General features: G+C 73.3%; 17 protein-coding genes and 1 pseudogene. 9 read left to right on the top strand and 9 right to left on the bottom strand.

Annotated elements, in window-relative coordinates; genetic code table 11:
• Window positions 1-69: 69 nt before the first annotated feature.
• Window positions 70-1,719, bottom strand: coding sequence for a bifunctional 3'-5' exonuclease/DNA polymerase (locus tag ACTFAP_RS03750; RefSeq protein WP_500468236.1), 1,650 nt, complete (start codon window positions 1,717-1,719; stop codon window positions 70-72).
• Window positions 1,720-1,859: 140 nt separating this feature from the next.
• Between ACTFAP_RS03750 and ACTFAP_RS03745 the strand changes: the two genes are divergently transcribed.
• Window positions 1,860-2,993, top strand: a complete 1,134-nt coding sequence (locus tag ACTFAP_RS03745; protein WP_495683464.1) for a pyridoxal-phosphate dependent enzyme — start codon at window positions 1,860-1,862, stop codon at window positions 2,991-2,993.
• Between the two features lie 24 nt (window positions 2,994-3,017).
• Here ACTFAP_RS03745 and ACTFAP_RS03740 read toward each other — a convergent pair whose 3' ends face one another.
• Window positions 3,018-3,857 carry a DeoR/GlpR family DNA-binding transcription regulator gene (locus tag ACTFAP_RS03740; protein WP_390120392.1) on the bottom strand — a complete coding sequence of 280 codons (840 nt, stop codon included), beginning with the start codon at window positions 3,855-3,857 and terminating at the stop codon, window positions 3,018-3,020.
• 133 nt (window positions 3,858-3,990) lie between these two features.
• Between ACTFAP_RS03740 and ACTFAP_RS03735 the strand changes: the two genes are divergently transcribed.
• Complete coding sequence (locus ACTFAP_RS03735; RefSeq protein ID WP_500468235.1) at window positions 3,991-6,267, top strand: hypothetical protein; 2,277 nt, start codon at window positions 3,991-3,993, stop codon at window positions 6,265-6,267.
• Window positions 6,268-6,335: 68 nt separating this feature from the next.
• Here ACTFAP_RS03735 and ACTFAP_RS03730 read toward each other — a convergent pair whose 3' ends face one another.
• Window positions 6,336-8,744: a right-handed parallel beta-helix repeat-containing protein gene (locus ACTFAP_RS03730; RefSeq protein WP_495683461.1), complete on the bottom strand. Its 2,409-nt coding sequence runs from the start codon at window positions 8,742-8,744 to the stop codon at window positions 6,336-6,338.
• Between the two features lie 296 nt (window positions 8,745-9,040).
• On the opposite strand from ACTFAP_RS03730, the gene ACTFAP_RS03725 reads away from it, so the two are divergent.
• Together ACTFAP_RS03725 and ACTFAP_RS03720 are read left to right on the top strand one after the other, a co-directional pair.
• Complete coding sequence (locus tag ACTFAP_RS03725) at window positions 9,041-10,465, top strand: family 2B encapsulin nanocompartment shell protein (protein WP_495683460.1); 1,425 nt, start codon at window positions 9,041-9,043, stop codon at window positions 10,463-10,465.
• Between the two features lie 2 nt (window positions 10,466-10,467).
• On the top strand, window positions 10,468-11,871 hold the full coding sequence (locus tag ACTFAP_RS03720; protein ID WP_453855076.1) for a family 2B encapsulin nanocompartment shell protein: 1,404 nt from the start codon (window positions 10,468-10,470) through the stop codon (window positions 11,869-11,871).
• Window positions 11,872-12,178: 307 nt separating this feature from the next.
• On the opposite strand, the pseudogene ACTFAP_RS03715 reads toward ACTFAP_RS03720, so the two are convergent.
• Window positions 12,179-12,685 (bottom strand): annotated as a pseudogene (locus tag ACTFAP_RS03715) (DUF6643 family protein); the annotation flags it as partial.
• A 263-nt stretch (window positions 12,686-12,948) separates the two neighbouring features.
• Here ACTFAP_RS03715 and ACTFAP_RS03710 point away from each other — a divergent pair.
• Both ACTFAP_RS03710 and ACTFAP_RS03705 read left to right on the top strand, forming a co-directional pair.
• Entirely contained in the window at window positions 12,949-14,199 is a 1,251-nt protein-coding gene (locus ACTFAP_RS03710; protein WP_500468234.1) for a TerD family protein, read from the top strand.
• A 30-nt stretch (window positions 14,200-14,229) separates the two neighbouring features.
• Entirely contained in the window at window positions 14,230-15,048 is an 819-nt protein-coding gene (locus ACTFAP_RS03705) for an aspartate/glutamate racemase family protein (protein ID WP_495683458.1), read from the top strand.
• Here ACTFAP_RS03705 and ACTFAP_RS03700 read toward each other — a convergent pair.
• Window positions 14,964-15,356 carry an NUDIX domain-containing protein gene (locus tag ACTFAP_RS03700; RefSeq protein ID WP_500468233.1) on the bottom strand — a complete coding sequence of 131 codons (393 nt, stop codon included), beginning with the start codon at window positions 15,354-15,356 and terminating at the stop codon, window positions 14,964-14,966. The genes ACTFAP_RS03705 and ACTFAP_RS03700 overlap by 85 nt on opposite strands.
• Window positions 15,275-15,913, bottom strand: a complete 639-nt coding sequence (locus ACTFAP_RS03695) for a TetR/AcrR family transcriptional regulator (RefSeq protein WP_500469390.1) — start codon at window positions 15,911-15,913, stop codon at window positions 15,275-15,277. The genes ACTFAP_RS03700 and ACTFAP_RS03695 overlap by 82 nt, the downstream gene beginning before the upstream one ends.
• On the opposite strand from ACTFAP_RS03695, the gene ACTFAP_RS03690 reads away from it, so the two are divergent.
• Window positions 15,912-16,109, top strand: a complete 198-nt coding sequence (locus tag ACTFAP_RS03690) for a hypothetical protein (RefSeq protein ID WP_495685048.1) — start codon at window positions 15,912-15,914, stop codon at window positions 16,107-16,109. The two genes, ACTFAP_RS03695 and ACTFAP_RS03690, sit on opposite strands and share 2 nt — an antisense overlap.
• A 126-nt stretch (window positions 16,110-16,235) precedes the next feature.
• Here ACTFAP_RS03690 and ACTFAP_RS03685 read toward each other — a convergent pair whose 3' ends face one another.
• Genes ACTFAP_RS03685 through dhaK form a run of 3 tightly spaced genes read right to left on the bottom strand, consistent with a single transcriptional unit; the run spans window position 16,236 to window position 18,266 of the window.
• A complete protein-coding gene (locus tag ACTFAP_RS03685; protein ID WP_495683456.1) occupies window positions 16,236-16,649 on the bottom strand; it encodes a PTS sugar transporter subunit IIA domain-containing protein in 414 nt (137 codons plus the stop codon).
• Complete coding sequence (gene dhaL / locus ACTFAP_RS03680; RefSeq protein ID WP_495683455.1) at window positions 16,642-17,250, bottom strand: dihydroxyacetone kinase subunit DhaL; 609 nt, start codon at window positions 17,248-17,250, stop codon at window positions 16,642-16,644. Before dhaL ends, ACTFAP_RS03685 begins: the two co-directional genes overlap by 8 nt.
• 23 nt (window positions 17,251-17,273) lie before the next feature.
• Entirely contained in the window at window positions 17,274-18,266 is a 993-nt protein-coding gene (dhaK, locus tag ACTFAP_RS03675; RefSeq protein WP_436981516.1) for a dihydroxyacetone kinase subunit DhaK, read from the bottom strand.
• A gap of 157 nt (window positions 18,267-18,423) precedes the next feature.
• Here dhaK and ACTFAP_RS03670 point away from each other — a divergent pair, with 157 nt between their 5' ends.
• Window positions 18,424-19,101 carry a YoaK family protein gene (locus ACTFAP_RS03670; RefSeq protein ID WP_500468232.1) on the top strand — a complete coding sequence of 226 codons (678 nt, stop codon included), beginning with the start codon at window positions 18,424-18,426 and terminating at the stop codon, window positions 19,099-19,101.
• Window positions 19,089-19,478 carry a VOC family protein gene (locus ACTFAP_RS03665; protein WP_390120357.1) on the top strand — a complete coding sequence of 130 codons (390 nt, stop codon included), beginning with the start codon at window positions 19,089-19,091 and terminating at the stop codon, window positions 19,476-19,478. The genes ACTFAP_RS03670 and ACTFAP_RS03665 overlap by 13 nt, the downstream gene beginning before the upstream one ends.
• Window positions 19,479-19,502: the final 24 nt, after the last annotated feature.

Genomic DNA, 19,502 nt, shown 5'->3' with positions numbered 1-19,502 from the left:
CGCCGACGCCGCTCCGGGGGGTGCGACTTCGCAGCGGCCGGACGCCGTGGCCCGGCGGCTCCCGGCGGATCACTTGGCGTCCGCGTAGCACTCGGCCACCGCCGTCGTGAACGGGAAGCGGACCGGGCCGGGGCCGAAGGTGGTGGCCGCCGCGGTCTCCGCCGCGTGGACCAGGGCGGCGCGCACCCGGTCCGTCTCCTCCCGCGGGCAGTGCACGATCACCTCGTCGTGCTGGAAGAACACCAGCTCGGCCCGCATCCCGCGCAGCGCCGAGCGCAGCGCGGCGAGCAGCAGCAGCGCCCATTCGGCGGCGCTGCCCTGCACCACGAAGTTGCGGGTGAAGCGGCCCCGGGCGCGGGCCGCCGGTGAGGTGTCCGACCAGTCGTCGGTGTTCAGCTCCGGCGGGCAGGTGCGGCCCAGCCAGGTGCGGACCAGGGCGGCGCTCTCCCCGGCCCGCGCCGCCTCGTCCACGTAGGCCACGGCCGCCGGGAAGCGGCGGCGCAGGTCGGCCAGGTGCTTGAGGCCGTCTCCCGAGGTCTGCCCGTAGATCGCCCCGAGCAGCGCCAGCTTGGCCTGTTCCCGGTCGCCGGAGAACGCCCGGTGGGACAGCGCCGTGTACAGGTCGCCCGCGCCGCCGGCCACCTCCATCAGTCCGCTGTCCCCGGAGATCGCCGCCAGCACCCGCGGCTCCAGCTGGTCCGCGTCCGCCACCACCAGCCGCCACCCGGGGTCGGCGACCACCGCGCGCCGTACCACCCGGGGGATCTGGAGCGCTCCGCCGCCGTTGGAGGTCCAGCGGCCCGAGGGGGCGCCGCCGGGGATGTACTCGGTGCGGAAGCGGCCCTCCCGCACCCAGGTACGCAGCCAGGACCAGCCGTGCGCGGTGTGGATGCGGTAAAGCTTCTTGTACTCCAGCAGCGGCTCCACCGCCGGGTGGTCGATCTCGCGCAGCTCCCAGGCCCGGGTGGAGGTGAGCTTGACGCCGGCCTGTGCGAAGGCGCGGATGATGTCGGCGGGCAGGTCGGGACGGACCCGCCGGCCGTGCCCGAAGGCGCGGGAGATCTCCTCGGCCAGTTCGGCCAGCCGCCGCGTCTCCTGACCGCCGGGGTAGCGCTCGCCGAGCATCTCGTCGAGCATCGCGCGGTGGATGTCGGCCCGCCACGGGAGCCCGGCGCGGGTCAGTTCGGCCGCGACGAGGGTGCCGGCCGATTCGGCGGCCAGCAGCAGCCGCATCCGGCCCGGGTGGTCGGTCCGCGCGGTGCGGACGAGCTGGTCCGCGTACACCTCCACGAGCGCGGTCAGCGGATCGGCGCCGGCGGGCGGCGGTGGCGGCCCGGTGTCGAAGAGGGAGGGCTGCCCGGAGTCGGCGGCGGCCGGCCGGGGGTCCTCGGGGACCGGCCTCCCGTGCAGCCGCGCCCAGGCGGCGGGCAGCGAACGGGGCAGCCCGTACCCGCCGTCGTACCCGAGCAGCAGCGCCTCGGCCGCCTCCACGTCGTAGCACCGCTCCACCCGTACGCCCGCCGCCAGCAGCCGCGGGTACAGCGCGGCGGTGGAGCGCCACACCCAGCGGGTGACCCCGGGCCGTGCGGTGATCGCGGTGGCCGCGTCCGGCGCGTGCGCCACCGGCCCGCCCGGCCGGCCCCGCTCGTCCAGGGCACACACCAGGGCCGAGCCGTCCGGCTGCTCCGCCAGGGCCCAACGGCCCCCGTATTCGTACACATTCTCGATTCTTGCAGGTGTCACCGACAAGCACGCCGCGCGCCGCACCGGAGGACCGGTCGCACACCTGAGCGACCGCTCGGGGCGCCCACGCCCTCGCCCTCTGCTCGCGCGGGGACGGCGCGGCCTATGATCGCCGCGTGAACAGCAGTGAGCAGCAGGCCCACCCGCCGGTCGTGGCCACCGGGGACACCGACCGCAGCGACCCCGCGTACCGGGCCTGGCTCAAGGACGCGGTGCGCAAGGTCCAGGCCGACGCCAACCGCAGCGCCGACACCCATCTGCTGCGCTTCCCGCTGCCGGAGTCCTGGGGCATCGACCTCTACCTCAAGGACGAGTCCACCCACCCCACCGGGTCCCTCAAGCACCGCCTGGCCCGCTCGCTGTTCCTGTACGGCCTGTGCAACGGCTGGATCCGGCCCGGGCGGCCGGTGATCGAGGCATCCAGCGGCTCGACCGCCGTCTCCGAGGCGTACTTCGCGAGCCTGATCGGCGTCCCGTTCATCGCCGTCATGCCGCGCACCACCTCCAGCGCCAAGACCCGGCTGATCGAGTTCCACGGCGGGCGCTGCCACCTGGTGGACGACCCGGCCACGGTGTACGAGGTCTCCGCCGCGCTCGCCGCCGAGCAGGGCGGGCACTACATGGACCAGTTCACCTACGCCGAGCGCGCCACCGACTGGCGCGGCAACAACAACATCGCCGAGTCGATCTACCAGCAGCTGCGCCTGGAGCGCTACCCCGAACCGGCCTGGATCGTGGCCACCGCGGGCACCGGCGGCACCTCGGCGACCCTGGCCCGCTACGTCCACTACATGCAGTACGACACCCGCATCTGCGTCGCCGACCCGGAGAACTCCTGCTTCTACGACGGCTGGCTGGCCGGCGACCCGGGCGCGGTGAGCGACTGCGCCTCGCGCATCGAGGGCATCGGCCGGCCCCGGATGGAGCCCAGCTTCATGCCCGGCGCCATCGACCGGATGATGAAGGTGCCCGACGCCGCCAGCGTGGCCGCCGTACGGGCGCTGGAGGGCGCCATCGGCCGCAAGGCGGGCGGCTCCACCGGCACCGGGCTGTGGAGCGCGCTGAAGATCGTCGCCGAGATGGTGGAACAGGGGCGCACTGGCTCGGTGGTCACACTCATCTGCGACCCCGGCGACCGCTACCTCGACAAGTACTACTCGGACGACTGGCTGGCGCGGCAGGGCCTTGACGTGGACCCCTACCGCCGCGCCATCGACGGCTTCCTGCGCACCGGACGGTGGAGCTGCTGACGGCGCGCCACCGCGGCGCCCGGGTCAGCCGCCGTTGCCGCCCGCGTCCGGTCCGGCGATGATCAGCTCGGCGAACTGCTCCGCGATCTCCTCCCGGTCGGCCGCCGCGAGCCCGGCGTCCATCACCAGGGTGTCCACCTCGTCCAGCGAGGCGAACGAACTCAGCCCCGTGGTGCCCCACTTGGTGTGATCCGCGACCACCACCACCCGGCGCGCCGAGCGGATGAAGTGCCGGTTGGTCTCCGCCTCGGCGAGGTTGGGCGTCGAGCACCCGGCCTCCACCGAGATGCCGTGCGTGCCGAGGAAGAGCACATCGAAGTGGAGCGAGCTGATCGCCGCGTCCGCCACCGGGCCGACCAGAGTCTCGGAGGGCGTGCGCACCCCGCCGGTCAGCACCACCGTGGCCGCCCCGCTCTCCGCGCCGCGCCCCTCCGCCGGGCGGCGTGCCGCGTGGAAGACGTCCGCGACCCGCACCGAGTTGGTGACCACGGTGAGGTCGGGGATGTCCACCAGCTGCTGGGCGACGGCGAAGGTGGTGGTGCCGCCCGCGAGCGCCACCGCGGTGCCGGGCACGACCAGGGCCGCCGCCGCGCGGGCGATGTCGCTCTTGGCGGTCAGTTCCAGCTCCGACTTCGCCTCGAAGCCCGGCTCATGGGTACGCGCCTGATCGACCGGCACCGCGCCGCCGTGCACCTTCTCCAAGGTGCCCTGCCGGGCGAGTACGTCCAGGTCGCGCCGGACCGTCATGTCCGAGACCTGGAGCATCCGCGTCAACTCGCTGACCCGGATTCCACCTCGGCGGCGAACCTCCTCCAGGATCAGGGCGCGTCGCTGCCCCGCCAGCAGGTTCTGGTTGTCGGCCACGGGATCCTCTCCGGGGTGCCGGGGGACGTCCGCGCGTGCGCGGGGAGCGCTGGACCGGCGTTCGCCCCATTGGCTGATGAAGGAGTCATCTTCGCATGTTCGAACCACCACTGACGCGGAGAAGCCTCTAGTCATGAGCACCTCACCGGAACCCGGGGTGGAGCTGCTGGTACACGGGGTCGGCGGAACCACGCCGCAGAAGATGCTCGAGGACCCCCGTACCACCCGCATCACCGGCGACAACACGGCCTCCGTCCACCGGCGTACCGACGACGCGGCCGACCGGCCCTGGGACGACGGCACCCCGCTGCGCGAGGCGTACTCCTGGTCCAACCTGACCTCGGGCAACGGCGCCCGCGCCCTGTGGCTGCTGTTACTCCCCTTCATGGTCGTCAACCTCGCGCACTGGATGCGGCCCGACGTCCGCGGCACCCGCCGTACCCAGCGGCTGTACGACCTGCTGGTACGCCTGCTCGCCCTCTCCCTCACCGTGCTGCTGGTCGCCGGCGCCTGCTCGGCGGCGCTCGACCTGCTCGCCTGGCAGTGCGGCGCCTCGGCGGCCTGCACCGCCGACGTCTCCTGGCTGGCCTTCTGGGGCCCGGACGGCGGCTGGTGGGCCCAGCCCGGGCGCCGCCTGGCGCTGGCCACCGTGCTGCCGCTGGCCCTGACCGCGCTGCTGTGGTGGCTCTCGCACCGCACCTGGAGCGCGTACGAGTCGGCCTCACCGCCGGTGCGCACCCTGGCGGACGGCCCCGAGCGGCCGCTGCTGAGCCTGCCCGGCTTCTGGTACGGGCGCACCCTGGTCAGCCGGCTGCGGGCCGCGCACACCGCGGTCGGGCTGCTGACCATCACCGCGGTCCTGCTGACCGCGACGGGAACCTTTGAGCGCACGGTGTGGTGGTGGGCGCTGACCGTACTCACCGCGAGCGGCTGGCTGGCGGTGGCGGCCATGGAGGCCGGGCACGGCCGCAGCGAGGAGGAGCCGGACGAGTCGGGGGCGCCCGCCGTGGTCAGCGCCCTGCCGTGGGCCTCACTGGCGCTGGTGGCGGTGACGCTGGTGCACACCGGCTGGAGCCGGCCGGAGTGGACCGCCGAGGGCGCGCTCCCGGCCGGCGACGCCTTCTATCCGGTGCTCGCCATCGTCCAGGGGGTGCTGGTGCTCGGCCTGGCCCTGACCGCCTTCCATCTGCACCGGCACGCGCCGCGCACCGACCGGGGCGCGCTGCTGGGGATCGGCGGTGCCTCGGTGGCGATGATCGCCTGCGCGCTGGGCGGCATGCTCACCGGCGCGGTGGTGCAGTGGCTGGGCGCCTGGCTGGAGCCGGGGTCGGCCGCCACCGGCGGCCCGGAGGCGGTGATCGCGGGACCACCGGTGCAGCTGAGCTGGCAGTCCAGCGCCATCCCCGCGCTGCTGGTGGTGCTGGTGGTGCTGCTGGTGGTGGCGCTGCGGACCGTGGCGCGGCATCGCGCCGCACTGGAACCGGGGATCGTGCACCGCTACGCCGAGGAGAACTGCCCGCCGGACCAGGACCGCAGCCGCGCCATCGCCTCCGCCGTCGCCCGGGCCCGCCTTACCGACGCGGCGCCGATGCTGATAGGGGTGCTGACGGCGGCCTCGGTGGTGCTGGGGATCGCGGTGGTGGCCGGAACGCTGACCGGAAAGCCGCCGGCGGTGGCGGCGGCGGACGCCCCCGGGCCGGTGCGGGCGTTCGCGGAGGTCTCGCAGACGCTGGGGTCCTGGCTGGCCGGGTTCCTGGTGGTGGCGCTGCTGGCGGTGGGCCGGCGCGCGTACCGCGACGCGGCGGCGCGGCGCACCATCGGCATCCTGTGGGACGTGGGCACCTTCTGGCCGCGCGCGGCCCATCCGTTCGCGCCGCCGTGCTACGCGGAGCGGGCGGTGCCCGATCTGTCGTGGCGGATGGGCACCTGGATCGACTCGACCGGCGGCCGGGTGATCATCTCCGGTCACTCACAGGGCAGCGTGCTGGCGGCGGCGGCCGTGTGGCAGCTGGATCCGGCCACCCGCAGCCGGGTGGCGCTGCTGACGTACGGCTCCCCGCTGGAGCGGCTGTACAGCCGGTGGTTCCCCGCGTACTTCGGGGCCCGCCGGCTGGACGCGCTGCGCGCGGAGCTGCCGTGCTGGAGCAACCTGTGGCGCGACACCGATCCGATCGGCGGCCCGGTGGGGCAGGAGCCGGTGGATGTGGGACCGCTGCCCGACCCCCTGTACTACGGGCGCAATCTGCGCCGCCCGCTGCCCGAGCCGATCCTGGGGCACGCCGACTACGCGGAGGACCCGGCCTTCGGACGGGCGCGGGCGGATCTCTTCGACCGGCTGGCCGGCGGCGGGGCGGGTGTGGCGCTGCCGCGCCAGCAGCCGGGGGAGGGGGCCGCGGAGAAGACGCCATGAGGGCGGCGGGCCCGTGGCGGGGCGCGGTGTGCCCGGCCGTGCACCCCGGCCGCGTCCCGCGCCGGGTGTCAGTGGCCCGGCAGGTCCTCCGGGTACAGCAGCGTCAGATCCTCGGTGCTGGGGTCGGGGAGCTGGGCCACCCGGCCGGCGTGCCGTTCGACCATCGCCTCGAAGGTCTGGCGCGCGGTGCGGCCGTTGCCGAAGGTGGGCCCCTTGGGCAGGTCCGTGAAGTGCTTCAGCAGCGCCTCCTCGGTGCCCTCGCCCAGCGCGTACTCCTGGTCGCCGGCCTGCTGGCCGACGATGCTCAGCAGCTCCTCCGCGTTGTAGTCGCCGAAGGTGATGGTGCGCGAGAAGCGGGAGGCGACCCCGGGGTTGACGGCCAGGAAGCGCTCCATCTCCGCCGTGTAGCCGGCGACGATGACGACGACCGCCTCGCGGTGGTCCTCCATGAGTTTCACCAGGGTGTCGATCGCCTCCTTGCCGAAGTCGCGCCCGGCGTCCTCGGGGGACAGGGCGTACGCCTCGTCGATGAACAGCACCCCGCCGCGCGAGCGGTCGAACGCCTCCTGGGTGCGGATCGCGGTGGAGCCGATGTGCTCGCCCACCAGATCGACCCGGGAGACCTCCACGAGGTGGCCGCGCTCCAGCACCCCGAGGGAGTGCAGGATCTCGCCGTACAGCCGGGCCACCGTGGTCTTGCCGGTGCCGGGGGAGCCGGTGAACACCAGGTGGCGGCGGACCGAGGCGGCCTTGAGACCGGCGGCCTGGCGGCGCCGGCCCACCTCGATCATGTCGATGAGCGCCTTGACCTCCTGCTTGACGCTGTCCAGGCCGACCAGGGACTCCAGTTCGGCCAGTACTTCGTCCGAGGGACGGCTCTCGGCGGACTCCTCGGCGGGCGCGGCGGTCGCCGGCTCCGCGGCGGCCGGGGGCTGCTTCGCCTTCGCGGTGGCCTTGACCTGCGCCACCGGCGGGGTCACGGGCTCGGGCGTCACGCTCTCGCCCGGCGCGACCGCCTCGTCGCTGTGGCAGTCCGTCAGCACCGGGCTCTTCTCGGAGAACACGTAGCCGCCGCGCGCGCATCGCTCCGTGCGGCAGCGGATGAGCTCGCTGCGGCAGCCGTCGATGATGTGGAAGCCGTAGCCGCGTGAGCCCGTCACCCGGCACCGGGTGAAGGTGCCCTTGCCGCGCGCCGAGACGTAGAAACCGGCCTCGGCGGGCGCGGTGATCACACAGTCCTCGACGGCGGGGTCGGCGTCCTTGCTGACGATGACGCCCGTGGTGGCCTGGTCGATGGTGCAGCCGGTGACCGTTCCGCCGCTGCCCCGGTCGCGGAACCAGGCGCCGGTGCCCACCCGGTGCATCCGGGTCGCGTCCACCCGGGCGGTGGCACCGTCGCTCACCGAGATCGCCGAGCCGCGCACGTGCTCGATCTCGCTGTCCACCACATCGGCGCGCGAACCCGCGTCCAGGACGAACAGCGCGTCGGGCACGTGATCGACGGTGCAGGACTCCAGTACGGTCGTCGCGCCGTCGCTGACCCACACCGCCGGATAGTCACCGGTCGACTCGTGGATACGGGTGTGGTGGGCGTCCACGTGGGTGCCCGGGTCCCACACCGACACCCCGTTGCGGCCGAACCGCCGCACGGTGGAGCGCACCAGGGTCAGCACCGAACGCGACCGCAGGTCCAGCGCGTTCTCCGGGATGTCGTGGATCTCGGAGTCGGTCAGGGTCAGGACGGCCTCCGACTCCAGCGTGACGCCGTCCCCGGTGGTGGCGCTCACCCGGCAGTCCGTCAGATGGGCGGTGGCGCGCTCGGCCAGCCGCACCCCGGCGCCCTTGATGTCGTGGATGTCGCAGTCCACCGCGTCCACCGCGCTGTCCGCGCCCACCACGGCGAGCCCGGCGCCCTGGCCGCGCCGCACCCGGCAGCGTTCGAGCCGCAGGTGGGCCGGGCCGCGCACCGAGATGCCGGTCTGTCCCGACTCGGCGATCTCGCACTCCTCGAACAGGCCGCCCGCACTGTCGGAGACGCTGATCCCGGTGCCGGTGGCGTTGCTGACCGCGCAGCGCCGCACGGTGGGCCGTGCGCCGCCGCGCACCTCTATGCCGGAGGCGGAGGAGGTACGGACGAGCAACTCGGTCAGCTCCGGCGTGCTGTTCTCGATGAGGACGGCGGGGGCCGCGATGTCCTGGCCTTCGATGCGCAGGCGCTGCACGATGGCGGAGCCGCGTACGGTCAGCGGTACGCCCTCGGCCGGGGCGATCCGGGCCGAGCCCTCTTTCTCCTCGGGGCCGCGTACGGTGACGGACTGCTCGATCACCAGGTTCTCGCGGTAGGTGCCGGGGCCCAGCACGAGGATGTCACCGTCCGCGGCGGCGGCCAGGGCTTCGGTGACGGTGCCATAGACGGCGGTCCGGCGCCGCCAGCGGGAAGTTCCGGTGTGGGTGACCTGGACCGAGCCTTCTGCCATGGACTTGTGTGCCCCAACCTGATGCGATGACGGAGCGCGCTGACACGCGTACGAGAACCCACCGTAGCGTGCTGCGGGCTGATGGGATGACCGCAGCGGCCTGCGCAAACACTATCTCGCACATCCGCTCGCGCTCTCCCCAAAGAGTCACCGATGGTGGGGACTTGGGCACGCTCCGTGGTGGAGTGGGGAGAAAAGGCGCCCGGATACCCCTGATGATTTTACGAGAATCCTCAAATGGCCGTCTCTTTTGAGTGATTGCCGTGCGTCTTTCCTTCCTCCTACCGTCTCGCACCATGACGACTTCGACGGAACCGTCCTCCGGCGGCAACCCTTCCCACGCCCAGTTGAGCCTGGCCACCGCGGCCGCCCGCAATCTCGCCACCACCACCAAAACGCCCCCGCAGATGCAGGGCATCACCTCCCGGTGGCTGCTCAAAGTCCTGCCCTGGGTGCAGGTTTCCGGCGGTACGTTCCGGGTGAACCGGCGGCTCAGCCACACGCTCGGAAACGGCCGGATCGAATTCGTGTCCACCGGCGCCGAGGTACGGGTCATCCCCGCTGAACTCGCCGAACTCCCGGCGCTGTCCGGATTCGCCGACGAGGAGGTCCTCGCGGAACTCGCCGCCTCCTGTGTGCAGCGGGACTTCACCCCCGGCGAGACGATCCTCGAACCCGGCGCGCCCGCCGACACGGTGGTCCTGATCGCCCACGGCAAGCTCAGCGAACGCGGCGCCGGACTCTACGACGCCGAGACCGAGTTCCGGGTGCTCGCGGACGGTGACTTCTACGGGGACGCCGCCCTCACCGGCTCCGACGCCGAACCCGGCCGCCTCGAACACGGACTGACGGCCCTGACCAGCGGCACCGTCCTCACCTTGAGCCGGGCCGCGTTCGACCGGGTGCGCGAGCGATCCGAGACGCTGAGCGCCCACCTCGCCGAGGCCGGCGGACGGGACGCCGCCGGCCGGTCCCACAACGCCCATGGCGAATCCGCCATCGAACTCGCCTCCGGGCACGCCGGGGAACCCGACCTCCCCGGCACCTTCGCCGACTACGACCTCAGCCCCCGTGAGTACGAGCTGAGCGTCGCCCAGACCGTGCTGCGCGTCCACTCCCGCGTCGCCGACCTCTACAACGAGCCGATGAACCAGGTCGAGGAGCAGCTGCGGCTGACCATCGAGGCGTTGCGCGAACGCCAGGAGCACGAACTGGTCAACAACCGCGAGTTCGGCCTGCTGCACAACGCCGACCTGCGGCAGCGCATCCACACCCGCTCCGGCCCGCCCACCCCCGACGACCTCGACGAACTCCTGGCCTCCGTCTGGAAGGAGCCCAGCGTCATCCTGGCCCACCCCAAGGCCATCGCCGCCTTCGGCCGGGAACTCAGCCGCCGCGGCCTCTACCCCGCCAACGCCGACCTCGACGGCCACGCCGTCCCCGCCTGGCGCGGCGTGCCCGTCCTGCCCTGCGACAAGATCCCGGTCACCGACCGCGGCACCACCTCGATCCTCGCCCTGCGCACCGGCGAGAAGGCCCAGGGCGTCGTCGGACTCCACCGCACCGGAATCCCCGACGAATACCAGCCCAGCCTTTCCGTGCGCTTCATGGGCATCAATGAGAAAGCCATCATCTCCTATCTGGTGAGCGCCTATTACTCGGTGGCCGTTCTGGTGCCCGACGCGCTCGGCATTCTCGAGGACGTGGAGATCGGGCACTGACCATGACGACTTCCCTCGATCCGGCGGCCTCCGTACCGCCCGCCGCCTCCAGTCTCGACACCGCGGCGGCGCGGAATCTCGCCAGCACCACCAAAACGCCCCCGCAGATGCAGGGAATCTCCTCGCGGTGGCTGCTGAAAATCCTTCCCTGGGTGCAGGTCTCGGCCGGCACCTTCCGCGTCAACCGGCGGCTCACCCACACGGTCGGGAACGGCCGGGTGGAATTCGTCAGCTCCGGCGCGCAGGTCCGGGTCATCCCGGCCCAGCTCACCGAACTGCCCGCGCTGCACGGCATCACCGACCACGAGCTGCTCACCACCCTCGCCGGCCACTGCGAACAGCGCGAGTACGGGCCGGGCGACGTCATCGCCGCCCTCGGCCGGCCGGTCGAGGAGATCCTGCTGATCGCCCACGGCAAGATCAGGAAGCTCGGCCCGGCCGCCTACGACGAGGCCGCGGAGCTCGGCACCCTCGCCGACGGCGACTTCACCGGTGACGACGCCCTGGCCGCCCCCGAACCCGGTACCTGGCCGCACACCCTCAAGGCCGTCACCCGCTCCACCGTCCTCGCCCTGCCGCTCGCCCGGGTCCGCGCGGTCGCCGACGTGGCGCCCGCGCTCCGCACCCATCTGGAGGAGGTGGCCGCCGCCGCCCGCAGCGCCCCCGCGCGCAACAAGCGCGGCGAGGCCGACATCGCGCTGGCCGCCGGACACACCGGCGAGCCCGCCCTGCCCGGCACCTTCGCCGAGTACGACCTGCACCCGCGCGAGTACGAGCTGAGCGTCGCCCAGACCGTGCTGCGCGTTCACACCCGGGTCGCCGACCTCTACAGCGAACCCATGGACCAGGTCGAGCAGCAGCTGCGCCTCACCGTGCAGGCGTTGCGCGAACGCCAGGAGCACGAGCTGGTCAACAACCGCGAGTTCGGCCTGCTGCACAACGCCGACCTGCGGCAGCGCATCCACACCCGCACCGGGCCGCCCACCCCCGAGGACCTCGACGAACTCATCTCACGGCGCCGCAAGACCCAGTACCTGCTGGCCCACCCGCGCACCATCGCCGCCTTCGGGCGCCAGTGCAGCGCCCGGGGAATCTATCCGCAGGACACCGAGATCGAGGGCGTCCGGCTGCGCTCCTGGCGCGGCATCCCGCTGCTGCCCTGCGACAAGATCCCGGTGACCGCCGCCGGCACCAGCTCCGTCCTCGCCCTGCGCACCGGTCAGGAGAACCAGGGTGTCGTCGGGCTGCACCAGACGGGAATTCCCGATGAATACGAACCCAGTCTGAACGTCCGCTTCATGGGCATCAACGACAAGGCGGTGATCTCCTACCTCGTCAGTGCCTACTACTCGGCGGCCGTTCTGGTGCCCGACGCCCTCGGCATTCTGGAGGACGTCGAAATCTGACCGTAATCCGCCGCCGCTTTTCGGACAGCACGAACGCCGGCCACCGCGGGGGTTTCGCCCGGAGCCCCCGCGGAGCCGGTTTTCCGCAACCGGCGACGAACCCGCCCGCGCCGCCCTACTGTTCGCTCCAGTAGCCGCCCTGATGACCCTGACCCTGCCCCTGCTGAGCCGCACCGGGGTACGGGTGCTGCTGCTGATGCTGCTGCGCCGCCGGGTACTGACCCTGGTACCCCTGCGCCTGCCCCTGCCCCTGTCCCAGTCCCTGCCCCGGCCCGTGGCTCTGCTGGGCGGCCTGCGCGTAGTTCTGGCCCTGACCCTGGCTGTGCCCCTGGTTCGGATAGCCGTACCCGCCGGGCTGCGCCGGTCGCGGCGCCGCCGGACGGGGCGCGGCGGCGGCCGGCCGCATCTGCTGCGGGGCCGGTGCGGGCGCCCCCTGCTGGCCCGGGTACGGCCGCTGCACCGGCGCCTGCTGGGGTATGTAGGCGGCCGGGGCCTGCGGCGCGGGCGCCGGGAGCTGTTGGCGGGCCGGCATCGCCGACTGGTACTCGGGGTAGCCGTTCGGCTGGTAGCCGTGCTGCTGCGGGGCCGGGGCGGGCGAGGCCGCCGAGGGCAGGGCCGGCAGCGCGGGCAGGGCCGGCTGGGCGCTGGGCACGGGGTTGGCGGACGGGAAGCCGTGCAGCTGATCGTAGGGCAGCGAGACCCGGATGGGGGCGATCTGCGGGGTTCCCCGCTCGGCCACCAACCTGTCGTAGATGGGCGTGTCAGGGAATGACGGTGAGGAGTAGCCACCGCCGTAGGGGCGAGGGGAGGTCATGCTCCATAAGTTAAGCCCACCGTGTGGTGGTTGGGGAGAGCGATTAGCGGGTCTTTTACCGTCCCTGGAGGGTCCCCGAGCACGCGATACCCGTGAATATCGGGAAAACCGGAGAAAAATGGCCGATGAGTGATCACATACCGCCGCCACGCCCCCGCCGACGGGGGCGTACCCGAGGGTAGTTGGACCGGTGGTGCATAGTTGATGACGCGCCCCAGGACAGCGGCGCGCCGGCCCGGCCACCCGACGCGGAGGAAGCGAAGATGCTCAAAGGTGCCAATGTCCCGGTGACGGCACGCTCGGTCCGTGTCGAGATCGGCTGGCAGGCCGCCCCCGGCGCACCCGACGTGGACGCCTCGGCGCTGCTGCTCGCCGACCGCAAGGTCCGCTCGGACGACGACTTCATCTTCTACAACCAGCCCCGGCACGCCTCGGGCGCCGTGCGGCACGAGGGCAAGCAGCCCACCGGCGGCACCGTCACCGACCGGCTCGGCGTCGACCTGGGCTCCGTGGAGCCCGGCATCGAGACCGTGGTGCTGGCCGCCTCCGCCGACGGCGGCGCCTTCGGCGCGGTGCCCGGACTGCACATCCGGCTGCTGGACGGCGACACCGGCGCCGAACTCGCCCGCTTCGACAGTGAGGACGCCTCCACCGAGACCGCGTTCGTCCTGGGCGAGCTGTACCGGCGCGGCGGCGGCTGGAAGTTCCGCGCCGTGGGCCAGGGTTACGACAGCGGGCTGAGCGGTCTCGCCACCGACTTCGGCATCTCGGTGGACGACACCCCGGCGCCGCCCGCCGCCCCGCCCGTACCGGCCCAGGCGCCGCCCGTGGCCGCCCCGCCCGTACCGGCGCAGGCGCCCGCGCCGCCCGCCGCCCCGGTCCGGCTGAGCAAGGTCACGCTCACCAAGAGCGCCCCCAGCATCTCGCTGGCCAAGCAGGGCGCCACCAGCGGCACCATCCGCGTCAACCTCAACTGGCAGGAACGCGCCCAGGAGCAGCAGAGCTGGAAGCAGAAGTTCAGCAAGGCCATGGGCGGGGCCCTCGACCTCGACCTGTGCGCCCTGTTCGAGCTGGCCGACGGCCGCAAGGGCGTCGTCCAGGCCCTGGGCAACGCCTTCGGCGCCCTGCACCAGCCCCCGTACATCCACCTCGACGGCGATGACCGCACGGGCGCGGTGGCCGCCGGCGAGAACCTCACCATCAACCTCGACCACGTCCGTGACCTGCGTCGCATCGTGATCTTCGTTACCGTCTACTCCGGCGCCGCGAGCTTCAAGGACATCGCGGCCACCGTCACGCTCACCCCGCAGCACGGCGCCCCCGTCGAGTTCACCCTCGACGAGTGCACCGTCGACTCCCCGGTGTGCGTCCTGGCCCTGCTCACCAACACCAACGGTGAGCTGATCGTCCAGCGCGAGGCCCGCTACCTGGTGCCCGAGCCCCGGGTCAGCCCGCAGCGCACCGTCGACTACGTCTACGGCTGGGGCATGCAGTGGACCCCCGGCAGCAAGTGAACGGAGCCCCGCGCACGTAGGCTGGCGGGTGTGAAGATCGCACTCGTCGACTCCGGTCTGGGGCTGCTGGCCGCCGCTGCCGCCGTACGCCGGCAGCGGCCCGACGCCACCCTGCTGCTCTCCGGCGACCCCGAGGGCATGCCCTGGGGCCCCAGAACCCCGCAGGACATCACCGCCCGGGCGCTGGAGTGCGCCCGGGCGGCTGCCCGGCACCGCCCCGACGCGTTGATCGTCGCCTGCAACACCGCCTCCGTCCATGCCCTGGAGGCGCTGCGGGCCGAGCTGGAACCGGGCATCCCGGTCATCGGCACGGTGCCCGCCATCAAGCCGGCCGCCGCCGCGGGCCGCCCCTTCGCCATCTGGGCCACCCCCGCCACCACCGGCAGCCCTTACCAGCGCCGGCTGATCGCGGACTTCGCCGGGGGCGCCACCGCCACCGAGGTGCCCTGTCACGGGCTCGCCGACGCCGTGGAACGCGCCGACCGCGACGCCGTCGACGCCGCCGTGACGGCCGCCGCCGCGCTCACCCCGGCCGGCACCGCGGCCGTCGTGCTCGGCTGCACCCACTACGAACTCGTCACCGGCCCCATCCGGGAGCGCCTGGCGCACCTGGGCCCCGTGCCGCTGTACGGCTCGGCGGACGCCGTCGCCGCGCAGGCGCTGCGCCGGATCGGTGCCGCGCCCGCGCCGGACGCGCCCGCCACCGGCGCCCTGCTGGTGCTGGCGGGCGGCCGGGAGGCACCGCTGCCGGCCGCCGCCCTCGCCTACCCGGAGACGCGCGGACTGACCGGCGAGCCGAACCAGGTCGCCGCGTCCGCGACCCGGGCCCGCGCGATCCGGTCCAGCTGAAGGCCGGCGAGCGGTGGCAGGGCGTCCGGTGCGAACCAGCCGACCTCCGAGGACTCGTCGTCATTGACCCGCGCCGTGCCCCCGACGGGGCGGCAGCGGAAGCAGATGTCCATGTACTGGCACCGGTCGCCGTTCGGGTACTCCACGACGGGGGTCGGCCCGACGGACACCACCCGTTCCACCTCGACCTCGACGGCGGTCTCCTCGTACACCTCGCGCACCGCCGTCAGCGCCGGCTCCTCGCCGGGCTCCGGGATCCCGCCGACGACGGTCCACGCGCCGCTGTCCGCCCTGCGTACCAGCAGCACCCGCTCCTGGTCATCGATGACGACGGCGCTGACGCCGGGCAGCCACAGCAACTGGTGCCCTGCGGAGCGCCGGAGGCCGCGAATGAAATCTGGGGTAGCCATGGCCCGACCCTAGCTTTCCCGGGCGGGCCGGAGCAGGGCGTGACAGGGGGCGTGCCCTCCTCGTCCATCAACTCCCAGCCGGCGGAGACCAGGTACCAGAGCGTGCGGATGAACCAGTCCAGCTCCAGCTCGCGGTCGAAGTAGCGCTCCCGCTGGCCGCGCTGGAAGAGCAGGGCGATCGGGATGTGTGCCTGTTCCCATGCCGTGTCGTCCCAGTCGCCCGAGCCGACCTCGTTGAACAGGAAGTTGACCCGGAATCCGAGGTCGAACATCGTCCTCACCAGTCGGCGGAAGGCCTCGGAGACCGGTCCGTCGTCGAGCCTGGCCTCCGCCAGCCGCTGCTGGGCGGTCTCCGCGCAGTCGACCAACAGGGCCCGGATCAGCGCCGACCGGTCGGGAAAGTAGCGGTGCAAGGTACTGCGGCCGACCTCGGCCGCGTGGGCGATCTCGCCCATGGAGGCTGTCGCGTCACGCGCGAACACCTCGATCGCCGCGTCGAGGATCGCCCGCCGCGTGCGGGCCAGCGTTCCGGGGGAGGGCTCGTACGCCGCCCGGGACCTGGCGGTCGCGGACGCGGTACCGCTGGCGGTGTCGGCGCTGCCCGTGGTGGCTTCCTTCCGGACGGATGACGGCGGATCGCGCACCGCGTAGCGCCGGCCGTCCCGCCCGCCGGGCCGCCACGCCGGACCCGCCCGCCCGCCCGCCCGACCGGCCCGGGCGGGCGGGGTTCCGTGGGCGATGTCCCACCGGCCGGCGCCCGCCCTGGCCGGGCGGACCTCAGATCTTGCGGAAGGTGTAGGCGTCCCCGGCGGCGTCCGCCACCGCCTGGAGATCCGCCCCCGCCGAGGCCGTGACCACCGCCGCCACCGCGCCCTCCACGAACGGGGCGTCCACCAGCTGGGTACGCGGCGGCAGCTCGTCGCCCTCGGCCAGCAGAGCCTGCACGGTGAGCACCGCGCTGCCCAGGTCCGCCAGCACCGCCACCCCCGCGCCCCGGTCCACCCGGCGCACCGCCTCGGTGATCAGCTCCGCGTTGGTGCCCAGACCGCCGTCCGCGTCACCGCCGGCCGCCGCCAGCAGCGTCAGCCGCCCGCCACCGGCCAGCCCGGCCGCCAGCCGTACCACCGACTCCGCGACCTCCTTGCTGTGCGAGACCAGCACGACCCCGACCAGTGCCTCGTCCTCAGACATCGCCGGCCACCTCCGCCAGGGTCGCGAACAGCAGCGCCGAGGATGTCGCCCCCGGATCCTGGTGCCCGATGCTGCGCTCCCCCAGATAGCTGGCCCGGCCGCGCCGCGCCCGCATCGGGATGGTGGCCTCCGCCCCGCGCGCGGCGGCGTCCCGCGCCGCCGGATAGGACTCGGCCAGCGCCTGGACCCCGGGGATCAGCGCGTCCAGCATCGTCTTGTCGCCGGCCTGCGACGTACCGAGCGTCCCGACCGCCCGCACGCCCTCGTCGAGCGCCGCCCGCAACTCGGCGTCCGACACCTCGGGCGCGTCGCCCAGCGCCTTGCCGGTACGCCGCAGCAGCGTCCCGTACAGCGGCCCCGACGCCCCGCCGACCTTGGAGATCAGCGTCCGCCCGGCCAGTATCAGCACCGCGCCGGGTGTGACCACCACATCGGGCTCCTGCGCCGCCAGCGCCTCGGATACCGCCCGGAAGCCGCGCCGCAGATTGGCGCCGTGGTCGGCGTCGCCGATGGCCGAGTCCAGCTCCGTGAGCCGTTCGGCCTCCTCGTCCACGGCCCGCGTCGTCGCGGTGAGCCAGCGACGGAAGAATTCCGCGTCCATCCTCGTCCTCACACTCCCCTGGCTCAACGGCCCCAGCGCAGCCCCGGCGTGCTCACCGGCGCGTCCCACAGCCGCAGCAACTCCTCGTCCACCTGGCACAGCGTCACCGAGGCGCCCGCCATGTCGAGCGAGGTGACGTAATTGCCGACGAGGGTACGCGCCACCGAGATCCCGCGCGCCGTCAGAACCCGCTGCACCTCGGCATTGAAGCCGTACAGCTCCAGCAGCGGCGTCCCGCCCATGCCGTTGACCAGCGCCAGCACCGGACCATCCGCGCGCAGGTCCTCCAGCAGCGCGTCCACCGCGACATCCGCGATCTCACCCGAGGTCATCATCGCGCGCCGCTCGCGGCCCGGCTCGCCGTGGATACCGATACCCAGTTCCAGTTCGCCCGCCGGCAGATCGAAGGTCGGGCCGCCCTTGGCGGGGGTGGAGCAGGCGCTGAGCGCGACCCCGAAGCTGCGGGAGGAGTCGGAGACCTGGCGGGCGATCGCCGCCACCCGGTCCAGGCTCGCGCCCTCCTCGGCGGCGGCGCCGGCCAGCTTCTCCACGAACAGGGTGCCGCCGGTGCCGCGCCGGCCGGCGGTGTAGGTGCTGTCGGTGACGGCCACGTCGTCCTGGACGAGGACCTTGGCGATCTGTACGCCCTCGTCCTCGGCCAGTTCGGCCGCCATGTCGAAGTTGAGGACGTCGCCCGTGTAGTTCTTGACGATCAGCAGCACACCGGAACCGCTGTCGACGGCGGCGGCCGCTCGTACCATCTGATCGGGAACGGGGGAGGTGAAGACCTCCCCGGCACAGGCGGCGTCCAGCATGCCGGGGCCGACGAAGCCGCCGTGCAGCGGTTCGTGACCCGATCCGCCGCCGGAGACCAGGCCCACCTTGCCGGCCACCGGGGCGTCCCGCCGCACGATCACCCGGTTGTCGACGTCGACGACCAACTCCGGGTGGGCCAGGGCCATTCCGTGCAACGCGTCGGAGACCACCCGTTCCGGGACGTTCATCAGCATCTTCATTCGGCCAGCCTACGGACGCGGGACCGGTACGGCACCCGGGCGCGCGGCGTCCGGGGGAGCGGGACCCCGGGGGCGCGGGCGGGCCGGATGCGGAGCGGCGCCGCGCCGGACAGGGTGAGGGAGAAGGGGGACGCGGCGGCGGGCGGAGGAGGCCGAGGTGACGCAGAGCAGGCTGCGGGTGGCACTGCTCATCGCGCTGACCTTCGCCACCGGCTCGGTCGACGCCGTCAGCTATCTGACCCTGGACCGGGTCTTCACCGCCAACATGACCGGCAACGTGGCCCTGCTCGGCTTCGCCGCCGCCGGGCACGGAGAGATCCCGCTGTTGCGCACGGGCATCGCGCTGGCGGCGTTCGTGGCCGGCGCGGTCGCGGCCGGGCGGGTCGCACGGCAGACGGTGCCGCCCGGCGCCTGGCCGGCCCGGGTCGTCGCGGCGCTGACCGCGAGCACCCTGACGCTGGTGCTGGTGACGGCCCTGTGGACGGTCGCCACCCGTGACGTGCTGGCCGGGCTGCTCGGCTTCGCCATGGGGCTGCAGGGCGGCGCCGTCCGGCGGCTGGGCGTCGCCGACCTGCCCACCACCGTCATCACCAGCACCCTCACCGCGCTGGCGATCGCCGAGCCCCCGTGGCGGCGGCGCAGGCTGGCGGCCCCGGTGGCGCTGCTGCTGGGCGCCGTCGGTGGGGCGCTGCTGATCCGCTGGCATCCGCTCCTGGGTCTGTTGCCGGCGCTGGTCACTCAGGTGGCGGTATTGGTGGTGGCCGCCGCCGCCTCGGGTAATCCGGTGGCGGCGGGACGGGGTGGTGGGGGAGGGTCGGCGCCATGGTGTCGATAGTGGAGAACGTGGCGATCGACTGCGCGAACGCCTACGAGCTGGCCGAGTTCTGGAGCAAGGTGACCGGATACCCGCAGCACGCGGAGGACGCTCCCGGCGACGAGGAGACCCAGGTGCTGCTGCCCTCCGGGCCGCTGCTGCACTTCAACCAGGTGCCGGAACCCAAGACCGTCAAGAACCGGATCCATCTGTGTCTGCGTCCGGACACCAGCCGCGAGGAGGAGACCGCACGGTTGCTGGCCCTCGGCGCCACCCTGGTCGCGGACCACCGGCGGCCCGACGGAACGGGGTGGGTCATCCTGGCAGATCCCGAGGGCAACGAGTTCTGCGTGCTGCGCAGCGCGTCCCAGCGCGCCGCGCACGCCGCCGACGGCTGAGCGGTCGGACCGGGCCCGACCGGC

The sequence above is a fragment of the Streptomyces sp. PH9007 genome (assembly GCF_059813725.1).
Note: the sequence above shows the minus strand (reverse complement) of the source record. Positions and strands in the feature narration are given on the sequence as shown.